The 18,006-nt window shown below is 64.8% G+C and carries 24 protein-coding genes; 7 read left to right on the forward strand and 17 right to left on the reverse strand.

Annotation, left to right across the window (positions count from 1 at the left end; genetic code table 11):
- Together P5705_RS18495 and P5705_RS18500 are read right to left on the reverse strand one after the other, a co-directional pair.
- Positions 1 to 2,605: DUF6531 domain-containing protein (locus P5705_RS18495; protein WP_277462366.1), on the reverse strand; the 2,605-nt coding region annotated here is incomplete at its 3' end.
- 236 nt (positions 2,606 to 2,841) lie between these two features.
- A complete protein-coding gene (locus P5705_RS18500) occupies positions 2,842 to 3,288 on the reverse strand; it encodes a type II secretion system protein N (RefSeq protein WP_277462369.1) in 447 nt (148 codons plus the stop codon).
- Between the two features lie 116 nt (positions 3,289 to 3,404).
- On the opposite strand from P5705_RS18500, the gene P5705_RS18505 reads away from it, so the two are divergent.
- Together P5705_RS18505 and P5705_RS18510 are read left to right on the forward strand one after the other, a co-directional pair.
- Positions 3,405 to 3,839 carry a GspH/FimT family pseudopilin gene (locus P5705_RS18505; RefSeq protein ID WP_277462371.1) on the forward strand — a complete coding sequence of 145 codons (435 nt, stop codon included), beginning with the start codon at positions 3,405 to 3,407 and terminating at the stop codon, positions 3,837 to 3,839.
- The gene (locus tag P5705_RS18510) at positions 3,836 to 4,432 is read left to right on the forward strand and encodes a type II secretion system protein GspJ (protein ID WP_277462373.1); all 597 of its coding nucleotides are present in this window, start codon (positions 3,836 to 3,838) and stop codon (positions 4,430 to 4,432) included. Before P5705_RS18505 ends, P5705_RS18510 begins: the two co-directional genes overlap by 4 nt.
- Here the strand turns inward: P5705_RS18510 and P5705_RS18515 are convergent.
- Genes P5705_RS18515 through P5705_RS18525 form a run of 3 tightly spaced genes read right to left on the reverse strand, consistent with a single transcriptional unit; the run spans position 4,425 to position 6,549 of the window.
- Positions 4,425 to 5,327 carry a FecR family protein gene (locus P5705_RS18515; protein ID WP_277462374.1) on the reverse strand — a complete coding sequence of 301 codons (903 nt, stop codon included), beginning with the start codon at positions 5,325 to 5,327 and terminating at the stop codon, positions 4,425 to 4,427. The two genes, P5705_RS18510 and P5705_RS18515, sit on opposite strands and share 8 nt — an antisense overlap.
- A 29-nt stretch (positions 5,328 to 5,356) precedes the next feature.
- Positions 5,357 to 5,899 (reverse strand): RNA polymerase sigma factor, encoded by a 543-nt coding sequence (locus P5705_RS18520; protein ID WP_277462376.1) that lies wholly within the window; start codon positions 5,897 to 5,899, stop codon positions 5,357 to 5,359.
- Positions 5,896 to 6,549, reverse strand: a complete 654-nt coding sequence (locus P5705_RS18525) for an STN domain-containing protein (RefSeq protein WP_277462377.1) — start codon at positions 6,547 to 6,549, stop codon at positions 5,896 to 5,898. The genes P5705_RS18520 and P5705_RS18525 overlap by 4 nt, the downstream gene beginning before the upstream one ends.
- Positions 6,550 to 6,708: 159 nt before the next feature.
- Here P5705_RS18525 and P5705_RS18530 point away from each other — a divergent pair, with 159 nt between their 5' ends.
- Positions 6,709 to 7,020 carry a hypothetical protein gene (locus P5705_RS18530; protein ID WP_277462379.1) on the forward strand — a complete coding sequence of 104 codons (312 nt, stop codon included), beginning with the start codon at positions 6,709 to 6,711 and terminating at the stop codon, positions 7,018 to 7,020.
- A gap of 201 nt (positions 7,021 to 7,221) precedes the next feature.
- On the forward strand, positions 7,222 to 7,509 hold the full coding sequence (locus P5705_RS18535) for a hypothetical protein (RefSeq protein ID WP_213660575.1): 288 nt from the start codon (positions 7,222 to 7,224) through the stop codon (positions 7,507 to 7,509).
- A 52-nt stretch (positions 7,510 to 7,561) separates the two neighbouring features.
- Here the strand turns inward: P5705_RS18535 and P5705_RS18540 are convergent, their stop codons facing one another.
- The 12 genes from P5705_RS18540 to P5705_RS18595 form a co-directional block, all read right to left on the reverse strand.
- On the reverse strand, positions 7,562 to 7,822 hold the full coding sequence (locus P5705_RS18540; protein ID WP_277462381.1) for a DUF1652 domain-containing protein: 261 nt from the start codon (positions 7,820 to 7,822) through the stop codon (positions 7,562 to 7,564).
- A 230-nt stretch (positions 7,823 to 8,052) separates the two neighbouring features.
- The gene (locus P5705_RS18545) at positions 8,053 to 8,958 is read right to left on the reverse strand and encodes a LysR family transcriptional regulator (protein WP_277462382.1); all 906 of its coding nucleotides are present in this window, start codon (positions 8,956 to 8,958) and stop codon (positions 8,053 to 8,055) included.
- A gap of 199 nt (positions 8,959 to 9,157) precedes the next feature.
- On the reverse strand, positions 9,158 to 9,316 hold the full coding sequence (locus tag P5705_RS18550) for a hypothetical protein (RefSeq protein ID WP_277462384.1): 159 nt from the start codon (positions 9,314 to 9,316) through the stop codon (positions 9,158 to 9,160).
- Positions 9,317 to 9,716: 400 nt separating this feature from the next.
- Positions 9,717 to 9,965, reverse strand: a complete 249-nt coding sequence (locus tag P5705_RS18555; protein ID WP_277462385.1) for a hypothetical protein — start codon at positions 9,963 to 9,965, stop codon at positions 9,717 to 9,719.
- Positions 9,966 to 10,128: 163 nt separating this feature from the next.
- The gene (gene ureG / locus P5705_RS18560) at positions 10,129 to 10,791 is read right to left on the reverse strand and encodes an urease accessory protein UreG (RefSeq protein WP_277462386.1); all 663 of its coding nucleotides are present in this window, start codon (positions 10,789 to 10,791) and stop codon (positions 10,129 to 10,131) included.
- Between the two features lie 11 nt (positions 10,792 to 10,802).
- On the reverse strand, positions 10,803 to 11,477 hold the full coding sequence (locus P5705_RS18565) for an urease accessory protein UreF (protein ID WP_277462388.1): 675 nt from the start codon (positions 11,475 to 11,477) through the stop codon (positions 10,803 to 10,805).
- Positions 11,477 to 12,022 carry a HupE/UreJ family protein gene (locus tag P5705_RS18570; RefSeq protein ID WP_277462389.1) on the reverse strand — a complete coding sequence of 182 codons (546 nt, stop codon included), beginning with the start codon at positions 12,020 to 12,022 and terminating at the stop codon, positions 11,477 to 11,479. The genes P5705_RS18565 and P5705_RS18570 overlap by 1 nt, the downstream gene beginning before the upstream one ends.
- A 19-nt stretch (positions 12,023 to 12,041) precedes the next feature.
- A complete protein-coding gene (gene ureE / locus P5705_RS18575; RefSeq protein ID WP_277462390.1) occupies positions 12,042 to 12,527 on the reverse strand; it encodes an urease accessory protein UreE in 486 nt (161 codons plus the stop codon).
- A 10-nt stretch (positions 12,528 to 12,537) separates the two neighbouring features.
- Positions 12,538 to 14,241, reverse strand: a complete 1,704-nt coding sequence (ureC, locus tag P5705_RS18580; RefSeq protein ID WP_277462391.1) for an urease subunit alpha — start codon at positions 14,239 to 14,241, stop codon at positions 12,538 to 12,540.
- Positions 14,238 to 14,555 carry an urease subunit beta gene (locus P5705_RS18585; RefSeq protein WP_248919620.1) on the reverse strand — a complete coding sequence of 106 codons (318 nt, stop codon included), beginning with the start codon at positions 14,553 to 14,555 and terminating at the stop codon, positions 14,238 to 14,240. Before P5705_RS18585 ends, ureC begins: the two co-directional genes overlap by 4 nt.
- 10 nt (positions 14,556 to 14,565) lie before the next feature.
- Entirely contained in the window at positions 14,566 to 14,868 is a 303-nt protein-coding gene (locus tag P5705_RS18590) for an urease subunit gamma (protein ID WP_248919619.1), read from the reverse strand.
- Positions 14,869 to 14,878: 10 nt separating this feature from the next.
- The gene (locus tag P5705_RS18595; RefSeq protein WP_277462393.1) at positions 14,879 to 15,712 is read right to left on the reverse strand and encodes an urease accessory protein UreD; all 834 of its coding nucleotides are present in this window, start codon (positions 15,710 to 15,712) and stop codon (positions 14,879 to 14,881) included.
- A gap of 284 nt (positions 15,713 to 15,996) precedes the next feature.
- Here P5705_RS18595 and P5705_RS18600 point away from each other — a divergent pair, with 284 nt between their 5' ends.
- The 3 genes from P5705_RS18600 to P5705_RS18610 all read left to right on the forward strand — a co-directional run bounded on the left by P5705_RS18600 (position 15,997) and on the right by P5705_RS18610 (position 17,969).
- The gene (locus tag P5705_RS18600) at positions 15,997 to 16,368 is read left to right on the forward strand and encodes a glyoxalase superfamily protein (RefSeq protein WP_277462394.1); all 372 of its coding nucleotides are present in this window, start codon (positions 15,997 to 15,999) and stop codon (positions 16,366 to 16,368) included.
- Positions 16,365 to 16,718, forward strand: a complete 354-nt coding sequence (locus P5705_RS18605) for a hypothetical protein (protein WP_277462438.1) — start codon at positions 16,365 to 16,367, stop codon at positions 16,716 to 16,718. The genes P5705_RS18600 and P5705_RS18605 overlap by 4 nt, the downstream gene beginning before the upstream one ends.
- 231 nt (positions 16,719 to 16,949) lie before the next feature.
- Positions 16,950 to 17,969 carry a branched-chain amino acid aminotransferase gene (locus tag P5705_RS18610; RefSeq protein WP_277462395.1) on the forward strand — a complete coding sequence of 340 codons (1,020 nt, stop codon included), beginning with the start codon at positions 16,950 to 16,952 and terminating at the stop codon, positions 17,967 to 17,969.
- Positions 17,970 to 18,006: the final 37 nt, after the last annotated feature.

Here is an 18,006-nt window from a genome sequence, read left to right on the forward strand (position 1 = left end):
AGCGATAACGCAGGGTGTGCTCGTTGGCATCCACCCGCTCGGCGAGCAGGCCCACAGCGTTGTAGGTCCAGGTGGTGCAACGGTCCAGTGCATCAACGTGAGCCAGTAGCCGACCTTCGGCATCGCGCTCGAAACGCTCTTCGGTGGCGTCCGGGTGGATGACTTTTGCCAGTTGGCCGGCTTTGTATTCGTAAGCCGTCTTATTACCCGCCGCATCGGTGAACAGCACCAACTGACCGAAGGCGTCGTATGCCCATTGACTGGTCTTGCCCGAGCAGTCGGTGTACGCGACCAGTTGATCCGCCGCGTTGTACGCCAGTTTCTTCTCGTTGCCGTTGGCGTCCTTGATCGCCTTGACCAGACCGGAGGGCGTGTACGCGAACTCAGTCTTGTTGCCCAATGGGTCGGTGGTCTCGATCAGGTTGCCCTTCTGGTCATAGTCCCGCAGCCACAGGCCAGCTTCGGCATCGCGGATCTTGATCGGATGGCGACGGTCGTCATAGGCGATATGGACCTGGCTGTGATCGGCGCGGATATGGCGAATGACACTGCCTTGTTCGTCATAGTCGTAGCGGTCTTCAGTGCCATCGGTATGAACGTGGCGTACCACGTTCTTGCGCTCATCCCTGAAAATCCACTCCGAGCTTTCATCCGGATAACGCACGCGGTACAGGTGGCCAAGGATGTCGTAGTAGTACCAGGTTTCCTGGCCATGGGCGTCGGTGACGTAGGTCAGGCGAATGTTCTCGTCCCATTCCAGACGGGTGTCATAACTGCCGTCATCGGCCCATTCGCGAATGGCCTTGGCGTCGAAAGCGCTGCCGTCCCACTGCAGGTTCATGCCACGACCGGTGCGGTCGGTGTAACGGGTCACCAGGTGATTCTGGTACTGGTAGTGCCAGGCCGCGCCGTGTTCATCCTGGGCAGCGAGCAAGTCGCCCTGATCATCGTAGTGGTAGGCGCACAGCTGGCGCAGCGGCTGACCGTCCTGCATTTCCCACAGCCCGGTGATATGGCCGTGGTCATCAATCAAAGTGCCTAAGTGGCGGAGCACGTCTTTTACATCGCCCTGGAAGGTGATGATGTCCGACAGCACCGGACGCCCCTCGTGGCGATGTTCGTAGTGCAACATGCAGCCCGCGTCGTTCTGCAGCAGGATCTTGCGCAGGTAATAGCGATCACCCACGCGCAGGTAGTACTCCTTGCGCACGAAGCCTCGACAGATCACCAGCTCGTCGTCGCTGCTGCGCACCAGCAACAGGTCCTCGATGGCGTTGAACAACGAATGGCCCACCTTGGGCAGCTCGAAATCATGGCTACGGCCATCGTAGTCATGGAACAGCAAGCCTTTGCCAAGCAGATCGAAACGCGTGGTGAACTCGTTGACCCACCGGGCGCCAAGGCTGCCCAGGTCGTACTTCGCCTGCCGCGAGTGGTAGATCCGCTGCCACTCGATGGGGAATGCGCCGGACAGGCTGAAATCGGCGTGGATGATGAACTCCGACCCCAGGGCAAAGCTGATACTGCGCCCTGTAGTCGACTTGGGCGTCGAGGGTAGCGCCGGCCGCTTTCTTTTATCGCAGAGACAAGGCGTCTGGGTCGCCTTGGCCTGGGCACTGGTGGCAGCCAACTCACCCTTGCCCTTCTCCCGCGCCACCTGCGTCACGGCCCCCGGCTTGCTCACCCCCGGCTGCCCGTTCCTGTTGCGTTTGCGGAACCCCTTCACAGCCCCGCCAAGCACCGTCAGCATCCAGCCGATGCTCATTTGCGCTGCCGGGTCGGCCAGCTTGACGAACTGCCGGGCCATCTCCGGCCCCAGGGCGCGCAGCTGGCTGGTGTTGGCCAATACCTTGGCTTTGATCTGGTCCGGCAACAGCTTACTGGTGGCGCTGTTGGCCAACCCCTTGCCGGCAGCCTTGTAAGCGCTGTGCACGGCACCAAAAAAGTTACTGAACGCCGCCTTGGGGTCGTTGAGCAACTTGTCAGCGGCGGCCGACATCTGCTTGCCCGCCTTGGCGCGGTCGCCTTTGGCATCCAGCTGGCCCTTGACCACTTTTTCGAGGCCCGTGGCGATCTCGTTGGTCATCTTGGTGCCCAGCGCACCGGCATCGGCCAGAATTCCGGCGATCTTTGGCTGGGCCTTGGCCACGAAATCGTCGATGGTCCCGGCGATAGTGGCGTTGAGGTGGCCGATCAGCACCTGGATCAGCGAATCACCCAGCAGCATCTTGGCGCTGTTGCGCAGCTCCTGGCGTACCAGGGACAGGGTCGGGCGCAGGCTCATGCGCGCCGCGGCCATGGTCGGTGGCGCCGGCAGCACGCCGATCAGGTTGATGCCCAGGCTGACCCAGTCGAGCAGCTGGCGGTTCTTGCTCTTGACCAGGGTCACCACGTCGCCCAGGGCGTCGACCAAGGCCATGATGTTGCCCACCACCGGCAGCGCGCCGGCCACTGTCTTGACTCGTTCGAGGGTGACGTAGCCGCCGCTGACCGACTGCAGCCAGGCATCGAAGGCGGCGGCGCCACGGCCGACGTCCTTGAGATCAATGGTGTTGAGCGGGGCGACGGCGACCTGGGGCTCGCGCTTCCTGGCGGCTTCGGTCATGCCAGCACCTCATGGCCCAGCGGGCCGTCGAAGCGCAGGCTTGAGCGGGTACGAACGACTGAGGCGAACATCCTTATCCCTCTTGCTGTTCAATCCATGCCACTCCCAGTAAACGAGATGGCGCAAACATGCCCCGTGACTCACCGCGCGAACCTGGCAGGTCATGGTTCCATGCTTGGCCTGCGACAGGTGAGTGCCAATCGACAAAACAAGTGGGGTTACACAGGGCGTCACAACTATAGTTCGCTTTTCGCGTTCAGATTGTCATTGCTCCAGGACGATGTGCGTGCCAGGACGGGTACCTCGACGCGGCTGCGCTGCCCTGCGCGTTCGATCAACAGCCCGTCGGCTTCGATGGCGACCAGGCGCACGCCGCGGGCCAGCTCCTCGCCACTGCGCATTGCACGGGCCGGGCCGCCGTCCAGGCTGACGATGGCCACGGCCCCCCGGCTACCCGCCATCACCCCACTGACCTTGATGTCCACCTGAACGGGGATATCGGCGAACCAACGGGCAGCGGGCACCTCGCCCATGGCCTGCGCGGAAGCGGGTTCGGCCGGGCCGGCCGACGGAGCCGACGGCACCAATACCCAGGCCCAGGCGAGCACGCCGGCGACCGCGGCCAGTGCACCCAACCCTTGCAGCAGCAGGTTGGAGGAAACGGTGATACGGGGTATCTGCATGGTCACGGGCTCCTTGTGCACCTGCGCCCGAGCATAGCGGCCAATTCTCACGGTTTTGTTTCACATCGCGATCATCTTCGTCGGGCATGCTGCCTTGCAGGACAAGGAGCCACCCCGTGAATGGACAACGCGGTTTCACCCTGATCGAGCTGATGGTGGTGCTGGTGATCGTCGGGATCGCCAGCGCCGCCATCAGCCTGAACATCCGCCCTGACCCCGGCAAGCGCCTGCGCGCCGACGGCGAACGCCTGGCGCACCTGCTGGAACTGGCGCAAAGCGAGGCCCAGGCTGACGGCCAGCCCCTGCGCTGGCAACACGAGCCGGGTGGCTATCGCTTCGTCAGGCCCGACGGGCAGGTACTCGCAGAGGGCCCGTTGCAGCCTCGGCGCTGGCAGGCCGAGGCGGTCAAGGTACAGGTCGAACCGCGCGGCCCACTGTGGCTGGAGGGCGAATGGGTCACGGCACCCCTGAGCCTGCGGCTGCGCAGCGGCCAGGCCACGGTGCAGTTGACGCGAACGGGCGCCGGGCAGGTCCGGGTGAGCCAGCCATGAAGCGCCGCGCCCAAGGCTTCACCCTGATCGAAGTGATGATCGCCATCCTGCTGATGGCGGTGGTCAGCCTGATCGCCTGGCGCGGGCTGGACAGCGTCAGCCGCGCCGACCGCCATGTGCGCCAGGCCAGCGAGGACAGCCAGGCGGTGCTGCGGGTGTTCCAGCAACTGGAGCGCGACCTGGCGCTGCGCGCGACCCTGGAACTGGCCGAACCGCCCCTGCCGGGGCGCGAGCCGCCCGACAAACCGCTGCTGCCTGCCTTGCGCGCCCGCCCCGACCGCCTCGAGCTGATCCGCAACGGCGCCGTGCCGGGCAGCGGTCTGCAACGTGTGCGCTGGTATGTACGCGGCGGCACTCTGTATCGCGCCGCGGCGCCAGCCAGTGACCGTTACCCGCTGCCGGCGCCAAAGGCGGCGACGGCGGTACTGGCCAACGTGACGGTTTTCAGCCTGCGCGGCTGGCAGGCCAAGGGCGGTTGGCAGTCACCGGAAAACCAGCCCCAGGACAACCCTGCCGGCCTCGAAGTGCGCCTGGCCTGGCGCGGCCCCCAGGGCGAGGAACATTACCGCCAGGTGCTGGGCCCCTTCAACTGACCAGCACCACGCCACCCGGCAACTCCAGGCAGCGGGCACCGTAGGCGGCGCGAATCAACTCGGCGGCCTGGGGCAACTGCTCGAAGCTCAAGCGTGCCTGCACCCGGCGACGCCCCAGGGACGGATTGAGCAACAGCAGGCGCCCGGGGCGGTAGCGATTGATCTCGTCGATCACCTGGGCCAATGGTGCGTCGTTGAACACCAGCATGCGCTCGCGCCAGGCCATCACCTGGCTGCTGTCGAAGGCCTGGGGCTCGCCGACATGGCGGGCGCCAAAACGCAGCTGGCGCCCAGCCGGCAACACCTCGACATGTCCCAGCGCGGTGATGCGCAGCTCACCGTTCAGGCAGGTGACGCAGACGCCGTCGTCGTCCTCACGCACGTTGAACCGCGCCTGCTCGGCACTGATCACCCCCTCGCCCGCGCTCACCTGCACGGCATGACGGGCAAGCACCTCGATCTCGCCCCCCAGCAGCGCGATACCGTGAGCCTGCCGGCTTACACGAGTGCGTACATTCATTTCCAGGTCGATGCCCGGTGCCAGCTCGACACGACGCTGTTCCCCCAACGCCGTCTCGAAAGCCACCTGTTGGGCATCAACGCTGCCCAACAGGCCGGTGTTCCAGGCAACGAACGCCGCCGTGGCCGCCACCGCGCCCCCGAGCAAGGCACGGCGACCCAGGATCGGCATCACTTGGTTGGCCTGGTGTGCGGCAGGTTTCAGCAGCCGCCACAATCGACGTGCCTGGGTGAAGGCTTCGGCATGCGCCGGGCTGCGCGCGCACCACTGCCGCAGGGCCTGGGCATCGGCCTCGGTGGCCTGGCCGGAGGTCAGCCGCACGAGCCAGTCCTGGGCCTGGCGCTGCAAGTCGGGATCGGGCGAAATCTGGGCCATGGTGCTCACATGAAAGAGTCGACTATTGATCAAGACGGTTTTCCCGCCCCCGGACCGAACCGCTGAAACGCTTTTCGGTCCAGACGCATCGCGCAATGCCCCAGGGCGGCCTTGAGCTCTTTTTCCACGGTGCGCGTGGATATGCCGAAACGTTGTGAAATCTCCAGGTGCGAAGCCTCCTCCAGACGCGCGGCGATGAAGATTCTGCGGCGCCTGGCCGGCAGCTCGTAGAGCGCCCCCAACAGGTTCTGAATTTCGCGCTGGCCACCGACGATGCGCGCCGGGTCCTGGTCCTCGGCCACCTGCAGCAGGACTTCGATCTCGGCGCCGGTCAGCAGCCGTGCGTCGGCCTCGCGGCGGTCAGCGGCGACATTCAGGGCCATGCGGTACAGATAGGCGTCCGGCTTCTGCAGGTTGTGCACCGCCTCCATGCGGTCGACCCGCAGGTAGGTTTCCTGAAGCACATCGTGGGCCAGATCATCGCAACCGAACCGACGCTTCAGACGCAGCCTGAGGGCATCGTAGGAATTCAGAAACAGCTTGAGCAACGCACTGTCCCGAGGTGTGTTCATGCCGCCGCAGCTCCTTGCGATAAAGGGCAATCCATAGGTACCGGGCGCAACAGCAGGGTGACCGGCTGCGCCAGGGATGTCGGCGGTGCGCGTTGCAGGCGCACCGCGCGCAAACGTTCGACCAGTTCGGCATCGCGCAGGAAATCGCCGGTCGAGGCCAGCAGCCGGCTCTGCACCAGCTGGCCACCTGCGTCGACCCACACCTGCACGGCCGCCCGGTAGCTGCCGGGGCGGGTCAGCGTGGAACTGCACAAGGCCTGCTCCACCGCTTGTTGCAATGCCAGGGCATAACTGTTGCCCAGCGTTGTTGTCGTGTTGCCGCGTCCCCCGCCCAGCACTTTTTCCCGGCGTACGGGTTGCAGGGTGAAACCGCCCGCCCCGCCGTAGCGGGCTTGCAAGCCGGTACCCTGCAGCAGACGCTGCAGGCCTTCCCGCGCGGTGTAACGCCCCTGTACCGGGCTTGAGCGTTGCCCGGCCAGCAACGCCTGGTCGACCAGCACCGCCAGGCCGCTCTGCCTGGCAAAACTGTCCAGGGCCAGGTTCAATGGCTGTGCCGGAATATCCAGGGCCAACAACACCTGGCTGCGCGCAGGCAGCGAAACCAGCAGCCAGGCCAGGGCCACCAGGCCGGCCACACGCAATGCACGCATGGATGAACGGGCCTCCTTGCTGGCCGCCGCTGCCGGGGAAACGTCATCCTGGGGCTTGTGCATGACGCTGTGGTGACAGCGTGCCGCAACCAAAGCTTCACCCGGGTTCGACCTGGCACGGACTAGACTTCGGCCAGGAATGGTTCAAGGAGTGTGCCCATGGGCAAAATGTCGTTGGCTACCTTCGCGCTGCTGGCCTGTGCGCTGCCGGCGCTCGCCGAGGCGCCCAAGGCCGGCCAAGGCTGTATCGACGTGCGGGTCGGCCAGTCACGGGCATTGGCCTATGACTGCCTGAGCCAGCAGTTGCAAGGCAGCGATCCGCGGGCGGCCAAAGGGCTGCGGGAACGGCTTGATCCGGTGCAGCAATTGCAACGTCAGGCGCCGAACCAGATGGGGTTGGCCACGCCGGCGGCGACTTCGACGCGGATGGGCAATGCCTTTGGCAGCTCGGCGGTGCCGCAGCGGCCCTGAGAAAAAGTGCCGCGCATGTCCTGTAGGAGCGGGTTTACCCGCGAATGCATTATTGAACCCGCCGACGTATTCGCGGGTAAACCCGCTCCTACAGGGTACGCGTCGTGCCCGATGCCTCTGCGCAGCTGAAATAATTTGAACGAGTACGTGCTGAAGGCTTCAAATGAATGATGACTGCCCTCGTTCATCTGGAGCTCCGCCATGCGCATGTCCTGCCGTGCCCCCTGCGCCTGCCTGGAACTGGACTACGTACGCGACACCCTGTTCGGCCCGGTGGCGCAACACGCCGAATGCCAGGTCCAGATCGCCGCCCTCAGCCTCCAGGGCCGCCCAGCCCTGCGCCTGCATATCGAGCCGCCGCTGCCTGGCAAGGTAGACCGTGCGCACAGTGTGTCGTTCACCTGGGAGGGGCGAAGCTATCGGGGCGTCGTTCGCGACCACGTCAAATGTGGGGATGGCGGGCTGAACCTTCTGCTCGAACTGCAATGAGGCGACCCTGTGTGCACCCGGCCAACCTGGGTCGGCCGGGTTGACCTGATGCTCAGGCGATGGCCTTGAGTGCGGATGGATGGGCGTGACGCTGCTCCTTCAACTGCGTCACCAGACCTACCAGGTCGCGGCAACTGTTGAGGCTGGCGACCGGCACGCCGGTCAGGGTCAGGCAGTCGTCCAGGTTCTGCCCCTGGCCCAGGCGGATGGTGAGGTTTTCGCCGTCCGGGCAGCTTACCTCGCAGCGGTCCGGCAGGCAGGCCTGCTCGATCATCTGCCGCATCTCAAGCATTGAAACTCCTATCAACGACATGGTACGACCCTCTCTGTGCTGGATGGCCTGTCATGTGAGTACGCTTTCGCGTGGCCGGGCGCCAATTGATATTGCCCATGCCCAAGCGGCGCTCCATGCGTCGCGCCTAATGCAGGCATGCAAGATCCTCTAGCACCTTAGTGGAAGAATCCCGCCCGGCAGCGTTCGTTCGATCATTTGCATCAACGGGGCGACGGGTGGTCGTAGATATTGCGCCGGCCGCTGCGCGTCTATAACCGTGCCAATTCTTCCCGGCAGAACTCCACGAACAGTTGTGCCGGCTTGGTCAACTGCACACGTTTGAGGTGTGCTGCCGCCAATCCCGACAAGGCCACAGGTTCGGCAATATCCAACATCACCAAGCGCTGCCCGTCGTAGGTGAATTCCGAGTGAGGCCGGGTGACCAGTAGCGAATAGCCGAAGCCCTGCCCCACCATGCCTCGCACCATCTCGATGGAGGGCGAGCTGAAGACGATGTTGGGCGTCAGCCCCAGCTCGTTGAACAGGCTGACGAAGTAGGTGCGGCTGGGTGCCACGTCGAGCAGGATCATCGGCTCCGGGCACAGATCACGCAGCGACACCTGGGCCTGCCCGGCAAAACGGTGCTTCTCCGGCAGCAGCACATATGGCTTCTGCGCCGCCATCAACGGCTCGGTCTCGATCGTGCCGTCCAGGTCGTGGTCGTAGAGGAAGGCCAAATCGAAGGTACCGGCGGTCAAGCCCTGGATCAGCTCCTGTTGCTCGCCGTCGCGCAGGCGAATGTCCACGCCTGGGTAGCGCTGGCGAAAGCCGGCAATCAGTCTGGGCAGGTACAGCGGCGCGACGGTCTCGAAGCAGCCGATGTCGATCTGGCCGGCCACGGTGTCGTTATCGGCCAGGGCGTTCTGTTCAAACTCACGGGCCATCTGCAGCAGCGACTTGGCCTTGGCGTAGAAGCGCTTGCCGCCAGGGGTCAGCGACACGCCCTGGGCGTGATGGCGAATGAACAGCTGGACACCGAAGCTCTCTTCCAGGCTCTTGATCGCCGTGGAGATCGAAGGCTGGGCGATATAGAGCTGGCGCGACGCCTCGGCGACACTGCCGGCCTCCACCGTGGTGACGAAGTACTTCAGTTGACGCAAGGTGTAGGAAGCCACGGGGTACCTCTCTGGCGCCACTGCCGACGCGCGGGGGAATTTTCCTGTCAGCTTACCTCGTCGTCGGTGAGGTGCGGGGGTGGCGCAGCCAAGGATTTAGCTGGGCGTTGAGGATATTTTCAGTGGCCTGAATGCAAAGACCACCGTCAGTGGGGCCCCACTGACGGTGGTCTACAAGGTCGGCTGGACCTGAGGGTGATCAGTCGAACTCCCATTCAGGCTGGCAATGTCCGACCGGCGTCAGATAAGTGCCCTCTGGGCAAGAGATCGACAGAACAGTCGACCAGCCATAAGCGGCATGGGCAACCTGAATCATGCCTGCGCTTGCGATGAGAGCGATCAATGCGAACTTTTTCATACATTTTACCTGGGTAAAATTTCGGGATTTAACTGCGGCAGGCAAGTAATCCTACTCACCCCTGCCACCGGCCCGACAAACTTTACGCAATGCACCCGGCACAAGCGTTAGCTAAAGCCTCAGGAATACCCCGAAAACTTATCTCAGCTTCGCAGGCAAGATCCCCGCCAATCAACTCACGCCGTAATTAACCTACATGGGGCGCTCAGACAGAGTTGGTACGGAACCCGGAAGCACGATACTGCCCATTTTCAAACACTGGCGTGTGTTGCCTGGTCAGGTGCTGATACCGATTGGCTGCGGGGATGTGGGGGGGGAGCGGCAGGAACACGAATACACCAACGCCTGGGAACGGTATTCGCAGACGCAGGTGTATGAAGGTCGTTAGACGCGGACTCGGTCAGTCGAATTCAAAGCTTGGCTGGCAGTGCCCGACCGCAGTGAGAAACGTGCCCTCAGCACATCCGATGGGGGCAATATCGCCAATATAGCCGACGGGCCGATTGCCAGCGGTCGTCATGGTATCGCCCCAAATGCACGGTGATGCGCCAGCCATCACGGTGTCAGTTGAATGCATGCATGGGTTGCCATAGGTCAGCTGGGCCAGGCTTGCAGTGGCCCATAGCGCAATCGATACGATCCTTTTCATATTTCTCTCCTTGAATGAGGGCTCCACCGCCAAGTGCTGTACATGAAGGGCGCCAGTGCGCGTTCAGCGCGATAAAACAGTAGACGCCTGCGCCACCTATTGATTGAGCACAGAGGCAAGCAACCGCGTAGGAGACCTCATCAGCCACCCGTTGCGCAGGCGCTTAGCCCCTTCGATCGCCGGATGGCACGTCCTCGCCCCCGCCACGTCTTTCGCCGAGCATGCCTCGCACGACGATGAAATCGATCACCGCCTGCAAGCCGTCGCCCCGCTTCAGGTTGCTGAACGTCCACGGCCGCTCAGGGCGCATGCGCCGGGTATCGCGCTCCATCACCTCCAATGAGGCGCCGACATACGGCGCCAGGTCGGTCTTGTTGATCACCAGGAAGTCTGACTTGGTGATACCAGGCCCCCCCTTGCGCGGGATCTTCTCGCCTTCGGCGACATCGATCACATAGATGGTCAGGTCGGCCAGCTCGGGGCTGAACGTCGCACTGAGGTTGTCGCCGCCACTCTCGACGAAGATCACTTCGAGGTTGCCGAACTTGCGTGCCAGCGCCTCGACAGCGGCGAGGTTCATCGAGGCATCCTCGCGAATCGCGGTGTGCGGGCAGCCACCCGTCTCGACGCCGACAATCCGCTCGGGCTCAAGTGCGCCAGCTTCGGTGAGAATGCGCTGGTCTTCCTTGGTGTAGATGTCGTTGGTCACCACGGCGATCTGATAATGATCGCGCATGGCCTTGCACAGGGCTTCGAGCAGCGCGGTCTTGCCGGACCCGACCGGGCCACCGACGCCGACACGCAGGGGTTGCTGGTAATTTTGCATCGTGGCAGTCCTCAGGAACGGAACAAACGGGTGTATTGGGTTTCGTGGCATGACGATGCGATAGCCAGCAAGGGCAAGCTGCCACCAAGCTGGTCGTCGTCGAGCGCCAGGGCGTGGTCAAGTACGCCAGGCAACTCCTCGCCCAGGTCACGCAGCAGTGTCTGAGCCGCTTGCTGGCCGAAAGGCACCAGTTTGACCCCGGCCATCACCGCCCCTTCCAGCCAGGCAAAGCCATGGCCCAGGGCGAGTTGGCGCAACGGGATCGACCAGTGCGCGCCAAGCCAGGCCATGCCGCCGAGCTGGCTGAGTTCGAGACTGGGGCGCCACGCCGAGTCCTGCCCCCGCTGCCAGCCGTCGAGCAGCCGCGCCAGGGCGCTGCCACGCTGGGTTTCTTCGAGGCGTAGTTCAGCCGTCTCACGGTTGGCCAGCAGAAATCGGCTCCAGTGGGCAAACGCCTCGGCATCATCGCCAAGGCAGGCACCGTACAGGCGTGCCAGCACCGGCCAGTCGAGGCAACCGAGGGTGTCGTGCAGTTGCTCGCGCTGCCAGGCGGCGAAGTCTGCGACAGACTTCACCCAGCCGGCTTCGACGGCCCATTCCAAGCCTTGCGAGTAGGTAAAGCCGCCCACCGGCAGGCCAGGGCTGGCCAGCTGCAGCAAGCGCAGCAGCGCCAGGTCAGTGTTCATCAGCCAGCCAGCACCAGCGCGGCACCGGCCAGCAGGCCGCCACCGAAGGCTTTCTGCAGACGGGCATGGCGACGCAACAGGCAGCCCACGGCGAAACCGACCACCAGCAGCAGGCCACTGACCGTGACGAAACCGGCGCTGAACAGCCAGAACGCGCTGGGCGTGGCCTCGACGCCGTGGGCCCAGCCATGGAACAGGGCAAATACCGGCATGATCAGCGACAGCAGCAGCTGACGGCTCGGCAGCAGCATGGCGGCGGCGGCCACCAGCAGCGAGGCGACGATCATCTGCTCCATGCCCAGCACATTGCCGAACAGGTGGCCGCACACCGCGCCACCGAACATGGCCACCAGAGTGGCCAGCGGCAGCATGAGGGTGCGCCGGGTCAAGGCCGCGAGCACACCCGTGCCGATCAGCATCAGCAAGTGATCGAGGCCGGTCAGCGGATGCAGCAGGCCATCCTGCAACGGGTTGGCGTCGTGACCAGGGTGGGCGAAGGCCGGCAAGGCCACCATCAGCAATACCAGGGCGAAAATCTTTTTCATTGTTGGCTCCAGGGTGAGGTCAGGAATGGGCGGGCAGGCGCACGAAGGGATGATCGTGGCCGTGGGAATGACCATGGGGCGCGCTCTGGTAGGCGCCGGCCTCGGGCTCGAACGGTGCCCGTTCTTCGACCACCTCCAGGCCCAGGCCACGCAGCATGTCGTCGAGCACATGGTCATGCTGGTAACGCAACAGGTTGGGCTCGATCTGCAGCGGCACATGGCGGTTGCCCAGGTGGTAGGCGGCGCGGGCCAGCAGGTGCGGATCGGCGCAACGTACCGTCGACACCGCCTCGGGCGCCGCCAGCACGCGGACCACCTGGCGGCCATCCGCGTCGGCGAGCAGCTCGCCACCGCGCAACAGGTGTCCACGCTCGAGCATCAACCCTGCCTCGCGGCCATCGTCCAGCTTGACCCGCAGCCGGCTCTTGATGCGGCTGTCGACATCGAGCGTGAGGGTGCCGGTGACCAGTGCGGCTTCAGGGACCCGTCGGGTGAGTACGATCATGTTCGCTCCTTCAGAACAGGAAATAGCGCTGGGCCAGGGGCAGTTCGCGGGCCGGTTCGCAGACCAGCAGCTCACCATCGGCACGCACCTGGTAGGTTTGCGCATCGACTTCGATCAGCGGCTGCAAGGTGTTGTGGAGCATGTCGGCCTTGCGCACCCGCCGGCAGCCGTGGGCCACGCCGATCAGGCTGCGCAGCTTCAGTTCCTCGGCCAGGCCACGGTCCATGGCCGCCTGGGGCAGGAAGGTCATCCGCGTGGCATGCCGGGCCGCGCCAAGGGCGCCGAACATCGGCCGGTAGTGCACCGGTTGCGGCGTCGGGATCGAGCCGTTGATATCGCCCATGGGCGCGCAGGCGATCATCCCGCCCTTGAGCACCAGCGCCGGCTTGACCGCGAAGAACGCCGGAGCCCAAAGCACCAGGTCGGCGAGCTTGCCCACTTCCACCGAGCCCACTTCGTGGGCAATGCCGTGGGTCAGCGCCGGGTTGATCGTGTACTTGGCGATGTAGCGCTTGACCCGGAAGTTGTCGCTGTAGCCGCTGTCCGGCGCCAACGGCCCGCGGCGCAGCTTCATCTGGTGAGCGACCTGCCAGGTGCGCAGCACCACCTCACCGACCCGGCCCATGGCCTGGGAGTCGGACGAGGTCATGGCGAACGCGCCCATGTCGTGGAGGATGTCCTCGGCGGCGATGGTTTCGCGGCGGATGCGTGATTCGGCGAAGGCCACGTCCTCGGCGATGCTCGGGTCCAGGTGATGGCAGACCATGAGCATGTCCAGATGCTCGTCGACGGTGTTGACCGTGTACGGCAGGGTCGGGTTGGTGGAGGACGGCAGCACGTTGGCCTGGCCGGCCGCGCGGATGATGTCCGGGGCGTGGCCACCGCCCGCGCCTTCGGTGTGGAAGGTGTGGATGGTGCGGTCGCCGATGGCGGCCAGGGTATCCTCGATACAGCCCGACTCGTTGAGGGTGTCGGTGTGGATCGCCACCTGGATATCCATCTCTTCGGCCACGCCCAGGCAGCAGTCGATGGCCGCGGGCGTCGAGCCCCAGTCCTCGTGCAGTTTCAGGCCCACGGCACCCGCGGCGATCTGCTCGCACAAGGCTTCGGGGCGCGAGGCATTGCCCTTGCCCAGCAGGCCGATGTTGATCGGCAGGCTGTCGGCGGCCTGGAGCATGCGCGCCAGGTACCAGGGGCCGGGGGTACAGGTAGTGGCGTTGGTGCCGGTGGCCGGCCCCGTGCCACCGCCGATGAAGGTGGTGACGCCGCTGGTCAGCGCCTCTTCCACCTGCTGCGGGCAGATGAAGTGGATGTGCGAGTCGATGCCGCCGGCGGTGACGATCTTGCCTTCGGCGGCAATCACCTCGGTGCCCGGCCCGACCGGAACGCTGACGCCGGGTTGCACGTCAGGGTTGCCAGCCTTGCCGATGGCGGCGATACGCCCGTGCTTGACGCCGATGTCGGCCTTGACGATGCCCCAGTGGTCGATGATCAGGGCATTGGTCAGCACCAGGTCCATGGCCTCGGCTGCCAGCATCTGACCCTGCCCCATGCCGTCGCGGATCACCTTGCCGCCGCCGAACTTGACCTCCTCGCCATAGACCGTGAAGTCCTTCTCCACCTCCACCCATAGCGCGGTGTCTGCCAGGCGCACGCGGTCACCGACGGTGGGGCCGAACATGTCGGCGTAGGCCTGCCGGGAAATGCGGCTCATGCCCTGCCCTCCAGCGCGCCCATCACCTTGCCCTGGAAGCCGTACACCTCACGCTTGCCGGCGTAGGCCACCAGTTGCACGGTCCGCGCCTGGCCCGGCTCGAAGCGCACCGCGGTGCCGGCCGGGATGTCCAGGCGATAGCCACGGGTCGGCGCGCGTTCGAACACCAGGGCGTCGTTGACCTCGAAAAAGTGGTAGTGCGAACCGACTTGCACAGGGCGGTCGCCGTGGTTGGCGACACTGACGCTGAGCGTTTCTCGGCCGACATTGAGTTCGATATCGCCTGCGGCGACCTGGACCTCTCCGGGAATCATGCGGGGCTCCTCAGACAATGGGGTCATGCACGGTCACCAGCTTGGTGCCGTCGGGGAAGGTCGCCTCGACCTGGACGTCATGGAGCATTTCCGGCACACCGTCCATGACCTGCTCGCGCACCAGCACCTCGCGCCCGAGGCTCATCAGCTCGGCAACGCTGCGGCCGTCACGGGCGCCCTCCAGCACCGCGGCGCTGATCAGTGCCACCGCTTCCGGGTAGTTCAGCCGCAGGCCACGGGCCAGGCGCCGTTCGGCCAGCAGTGCGGCGGTGAACAGCAGCAGTTTGTCTTTCTCTCTCGGGGTCAGCTCCATGGCGGCTCTCTCAAGTGGCCCAGATGCGCGGCGGGCACGGCGCCAGGCCGAGCACGGCCGGGCGCAGCAGGTGCCAGAGGCGCTGCAGGTTGTGTTGCAAGTGTTGGTTGTCGTGGTCGAGCAGGCGGATCACCAGCAGTGGGCCGAGCAAGGTCGCGCCAGCCGGGGTGTCGAGCGCCTCGAGCTGTTGGCGGACCTGCTCCAGCACAGCCTGGTCGGCCGGCGTTGCGCAGAACGTCGCGATCAGCGGGTGGCCAGCCACTTTATCCAGGTGACCGCCTTCGATGCGCAGACGCTCATGCAAGCCGGGATCACCCGCCAGTTCGATGCACAGGCGGCTGTCGAGGGTGCCCTGGGCGAAGCGCTCGCCCATCACTGGCCGGCCCAGGCACAAGGTTTCCCAGGCCAGCAAGCGGGCACCGGGTTCAAGGCGGAAGCGGCTGTCGAGGCTGGCTCGGGCGCCATTGAAGAAAATGCTGTCCTGGGGCAGCCACTCCAGGGTGCTGCCAGCGGCGAGGTGAAAGCGTTGGGCCAGGCGCGCGGTCGGGCCGATGCTGCGGTAGAACTTGCTGGCGCCGGGCATGGTCAGCAGTGCGTGGCTGCCGGTTTCGAGGTGGACATCCAGCTCCAGGCGATCACCGGCGACAATGCCCCCCGGCGGATGAAGCACATAGACATGGCAAGGGGCGCCTTCCGGGTGGAACGGGCGCTGCACCAAAAGTGGTCCGACATGGCGCCGCGCACCAAGGCGGGTCACGCCATCGCGCTGGATGAAGCGCAACTGCAGGTGGGCGCTCCAGCCCGGGTCTGCCTGCGGTGGTTCGATCTGCTGCGCCAACGACATCCTGGAACCCCTGGAATCCGTGGCCTTGCGGCCGTCCGGAGGGCCGTGCGCTGGGCGCTTGCAGGCGCGCCAGGCTGACCACTCGATCAATATTCGCAGGCTGGATATAGCAGGTAGCGGGCCAAGTCCGCAGGTGAACGAAGATGAAACTTCCGGACCATCGGTCATGCCGTCTGGCCTTGGGCCAGGGCGGCCGGCACATTGACGCGCGATTGGCGTGCCTTCCCGCGTGCGCAGGTGCGCTAAAGTGGCGCTCCCCCTTTTTCGAGACAAGGACGCGCCCCATGACATTCGCCCCCGCCATCCCGATCCTGCGCATCTTTTCGATCGACAAGGCCAGGGAGTTCTACCTCGACTTTCTGGGGTTCCAGCTCGACTGGGAACACCGCTTCGCCCCGGACTTGCCGCTGTACATGCAAGTCCATCGCGACGGCCTGATCCTGCATCTGTCCGAGCATCACGGTGACGCCACGCCGGGTTCGGCGGTGTTTGCCCGGGTAGAAGACCTCAAGGCCCTGGAGCGCGAACTGCTGGGCAAGCAGTACGGCTACGCGCGCCCCCAGGCCGAAACGGTCGACTGGGGCCTGGAGATGCAGATCGTCGACCCATTCGGCAACCGCTTGCGCTTCTGCCAGCAGATTGGCGACGACGCCTGATGGCCGGCGAAAAACGGGTACTGGCGCGCCTGGAGCGAGAAATGGTCGCCTGCCTGACCGAGGCCTGCGCAACGGCCCAGGCCGAGATCGTCGGCTTCGCCTGGCTCACGCACCAGGTCGATCTCGACGATTTCCCCGCCAGCCTGCGCATCACCTGGGTGTTCACCGACGACACCGACAAGGCCAGGGCGCTGGCGGGCGAGGACAAGGCGCGGATGCTCGCGTTGACAGCCCAGGCGCTCGCTGATGCCGGCATCCTGCTGGACCATGTCGCCTGGCATGTGCGCTTTGACAGCGAGGAGGCCTGCTGGCGGGATCATGGCGGTGACTGGAACCGGCGCTTGCGTTGAGTACCGCGCCCATTTACCTGTAGGAGCGGCTTTAGCCGCGATCACCCGCAAAGCGGGTACCAGGCACCGCGTCGCCTGCATCGCGGCTAAAGCCGCTCCTACAGAGGCCCCTGCCCCACAAGGTTTTGTGTGATCGCCCACAGTTCCCGATCCGCGCCGGATGTATTAAGGTGGCGGGGTGCGCATATAAAAGCAGCCCGCCGTGTTCGGGCGTAGAGCTATGAGGGTGTCATGAGTAACGAAAGCATTAACTGGGACAAGCTGGGTTTCGACTACATCAAGACCGACAAACGTTACCTGTCCGTATGGCGTAACGGCGAGTGGGACAAGGGCACCCTGACCGACGACAACGTGCTGCACATCAGTGAAGGCTCCACCGCCCTGCACTATGGCCAGCAATGCTTCGAAGGCCTGAAGGCCTACCGTTGCAAGGACGGCTCGATCAACCTGTTCCGCCCGGACCAGAACGCCGCGCGCATGCAGCGCAGCTGTGACCGCCTGCTGATGCCACGCGTACCGACCGAGCAATTCATCGAAGCCTGCAAACAGGTGGTCAAAGCCAACGAGAAGTTCGTCCCGCCGCACGGCAAAGGCGCGCTGTACCTGCGCCCCTTCGTGATCGGCACCGGTGACAACATTGGCGTGCGCACCGCCCCCGAGTTCATCTTCTCGGTCTTCGCCATCCCGGTCGGCTCGTACTTCAAGGGCGGCATGACCCCGCACAAATTCCTGATCTCCGACTACGACCGCGCGGCCCCGCAAGGCACCGGCGCAGCGAAAGTCGGCGGCAACTACGCAGCCAGCCTGCAACCCGGTTACGAAGCCAAGAAAGCCGGCTTTGCCGACTGCATCTACCTCGACCCGCTGACCCACAGGAAAATCGAGGAGGTCGGCTCGGCCAACTTCTTCGGCATCACCGCCAACAACGAGTTCGTCACGCCGAAATCGATCTCGGTACTGCCGGGCATCACCCGCCTGTCGCTGATGGAACTGGCCGAATCGCGCCTGGGCCTGAAGGTCATCGAGGGCGATGTGGAAATCGACAAGCTTGACCGTTTCGTTGAAGCCGGCGCTTGCGGCACAGCTGCCGTGATCACCCCGATCGGCGGTATCCAGTACAACGGCAAGCTGCACGTGTTCCACAGCGAAACCGAAGTCGGCCCGGTCACGCAAAAGCTCTACAACGAGCTGACCGGCATCCAGAGCGGTGATGTCGAAGCGCCGGCAGGCTGGATCGTCAAGGTCGCCTGAGGCGTTCGCCTGCTGTGAAAACGGGGCATGCCAGCGA

It is taken from the genome of Pseudomonas entomophila (assembly GCF_029478665.1).
In the GTDB taxonomy this organism is placed as follows: domain Bacteria; phylum Pseudomonadota; class Gammaproteobacteria; order Pseudomonadales; family Pseudomonadaceae; genus Aquipseudomonas; species Aquipseudomonas entomophila_F.

Bases quoted from the DNA above. Each gene is read 5' to 3' on its own strand.
- P5705_RS18500 (WP_277462369.1), bottom strand. From the start codon at position 3,288: ATGCAGATACCCCGTATCACCGTTTCCTCCAACCTGCTGCTGCAAGGG.
- P5705_RS18510 (WP_277462373.1), top strand. From the start codon at position 3,836: ATGAAGCGCCGCGCCCAAGGCTTCACCCTGATCGAAGTGATGATCGCC.
- P5705_RS18515 (WP_277462374.1), bottom strand. From the start codon at position 5,327: ATGGCCCAGATTTCGCCCGATCCCGACTTGCAGCGCCAGGCCCAGGAC.
- P5705_RS18520 (WP_277462376.1), bottom strand. From the start codon at position 5,899: ATGAACACACCTCGGGACAGTGCGTTGCTCAAGCTGTTTCTGAATTCC.
- P5705_RS18525 (WP_277462377.1), bottom strand. From the start codon at position 6,549: ATGCGTGCATTGCGTGTGGCCGGCCTGGTGGCCCTGGCCTGGCTGCTG.
- P5705_RS18530 (WP_277462379.1), top strand. From the start codon at position 6,709: ATGGGCAAAATGTCGTTGGCTACCTTCGCGCTGCTGGCCTGTGCGCTG.
- P5705_RS18535 (WP_213660575.1), top strand. From the start codon at position 7,222: ATGCGCATGTCCTGCCGTGCCCCCTGCGCCTGCCTGGAACTGGACTAC.
- P5705_RS18540 (WP_277462381.1), bottom strand. From the start codon at position 7,822: ATGTCGTTGATAGGAGTTTCAATGCTTGAGATGCGGCAGATGATCGAG.
- P5705_RS18550 (WP_277462384.1), bottom strand. From the start codon at position 9,316: ATGAAAAAGTTCGCATTGATCGCTCTCATCGCAAGCGCAGGCATGATT.
- P5705_RS18555 (WP_277462385.1), bottom strand. From the start codon at position 9,965: ATGAAAAGGATCGTATCGATTGCGCTATGGGCCACTGCAAGCCTGGCC.
- ureG (WP_277462386.1), bottom strand. From the start codon at position 10,791: ATGCAAAATTACCAGCAACCCCTGCGTGTCGGCGTCGGTGGCCCGGTC.
- P5705_RS18565 (WP_277462388.1), bottom strand. From the start codon at position 11,477: ATGAACACTGACCTGGCGCTGCTGCGCTTGCTGCAGCTGGCCAGCCCT.
- P5705_RS18570 (WP_277462389.1), bottom strand. From the start codon at position 12,022: ATGAAAAAGATTTTCGCCCTGGTATTGCTGATGGTGGCCTTGCCGGCC.
- ureE (WP_277462390.1), bottom strand. From the start codon at position 12,527: ATGATCGTACTCACCCGACGGGTCCCTGAAGCCGCACTGGTCACCGGC.
- ureC (WP_277462391.1), bottom strand. From the start codon at position 14,241: ATGAGCCGCATTTCCCGGCAGGCCTACGCCGACATGTTCGGCCCCACC.
- P5705_RS18585 (WP_248919620.1), bottom strand. From the start codon at position 14,555: ATGATTCCCGGAGAGGTCCAGGTCGCCGCAGGCGATATCGAACTCAAT.
- P5705_RS18590 (WP_248919619.1), bottom strand. From the start codon at position 14,868: ATGGAGCTGACCCCGAGAGAGAAAGACAAACTGCTGCTGTTCACCGCC.
- P5705_RS18595 (WP_277462393.1), bottom strand. From the start codon at position 15,712: ATGTCGTTGGCGCAGCAGATCGAACCACCGCAGGCAGACCCGGGCTGG.
- P5705_RS18600 (WP_277462394.1), top strand. From the start codon at position 15,997: ATGACATTCGCCCCCGCCATCCCGATCCTGCGCATCTTTTCGATCGAC.
- P5705_RS18610 (WP_277462395.1), top strand. From the start codon at position 16,950: ATGAGTAACGAAAGCATTAACTGGGACAAGCTGGGTTTCGACTACATC.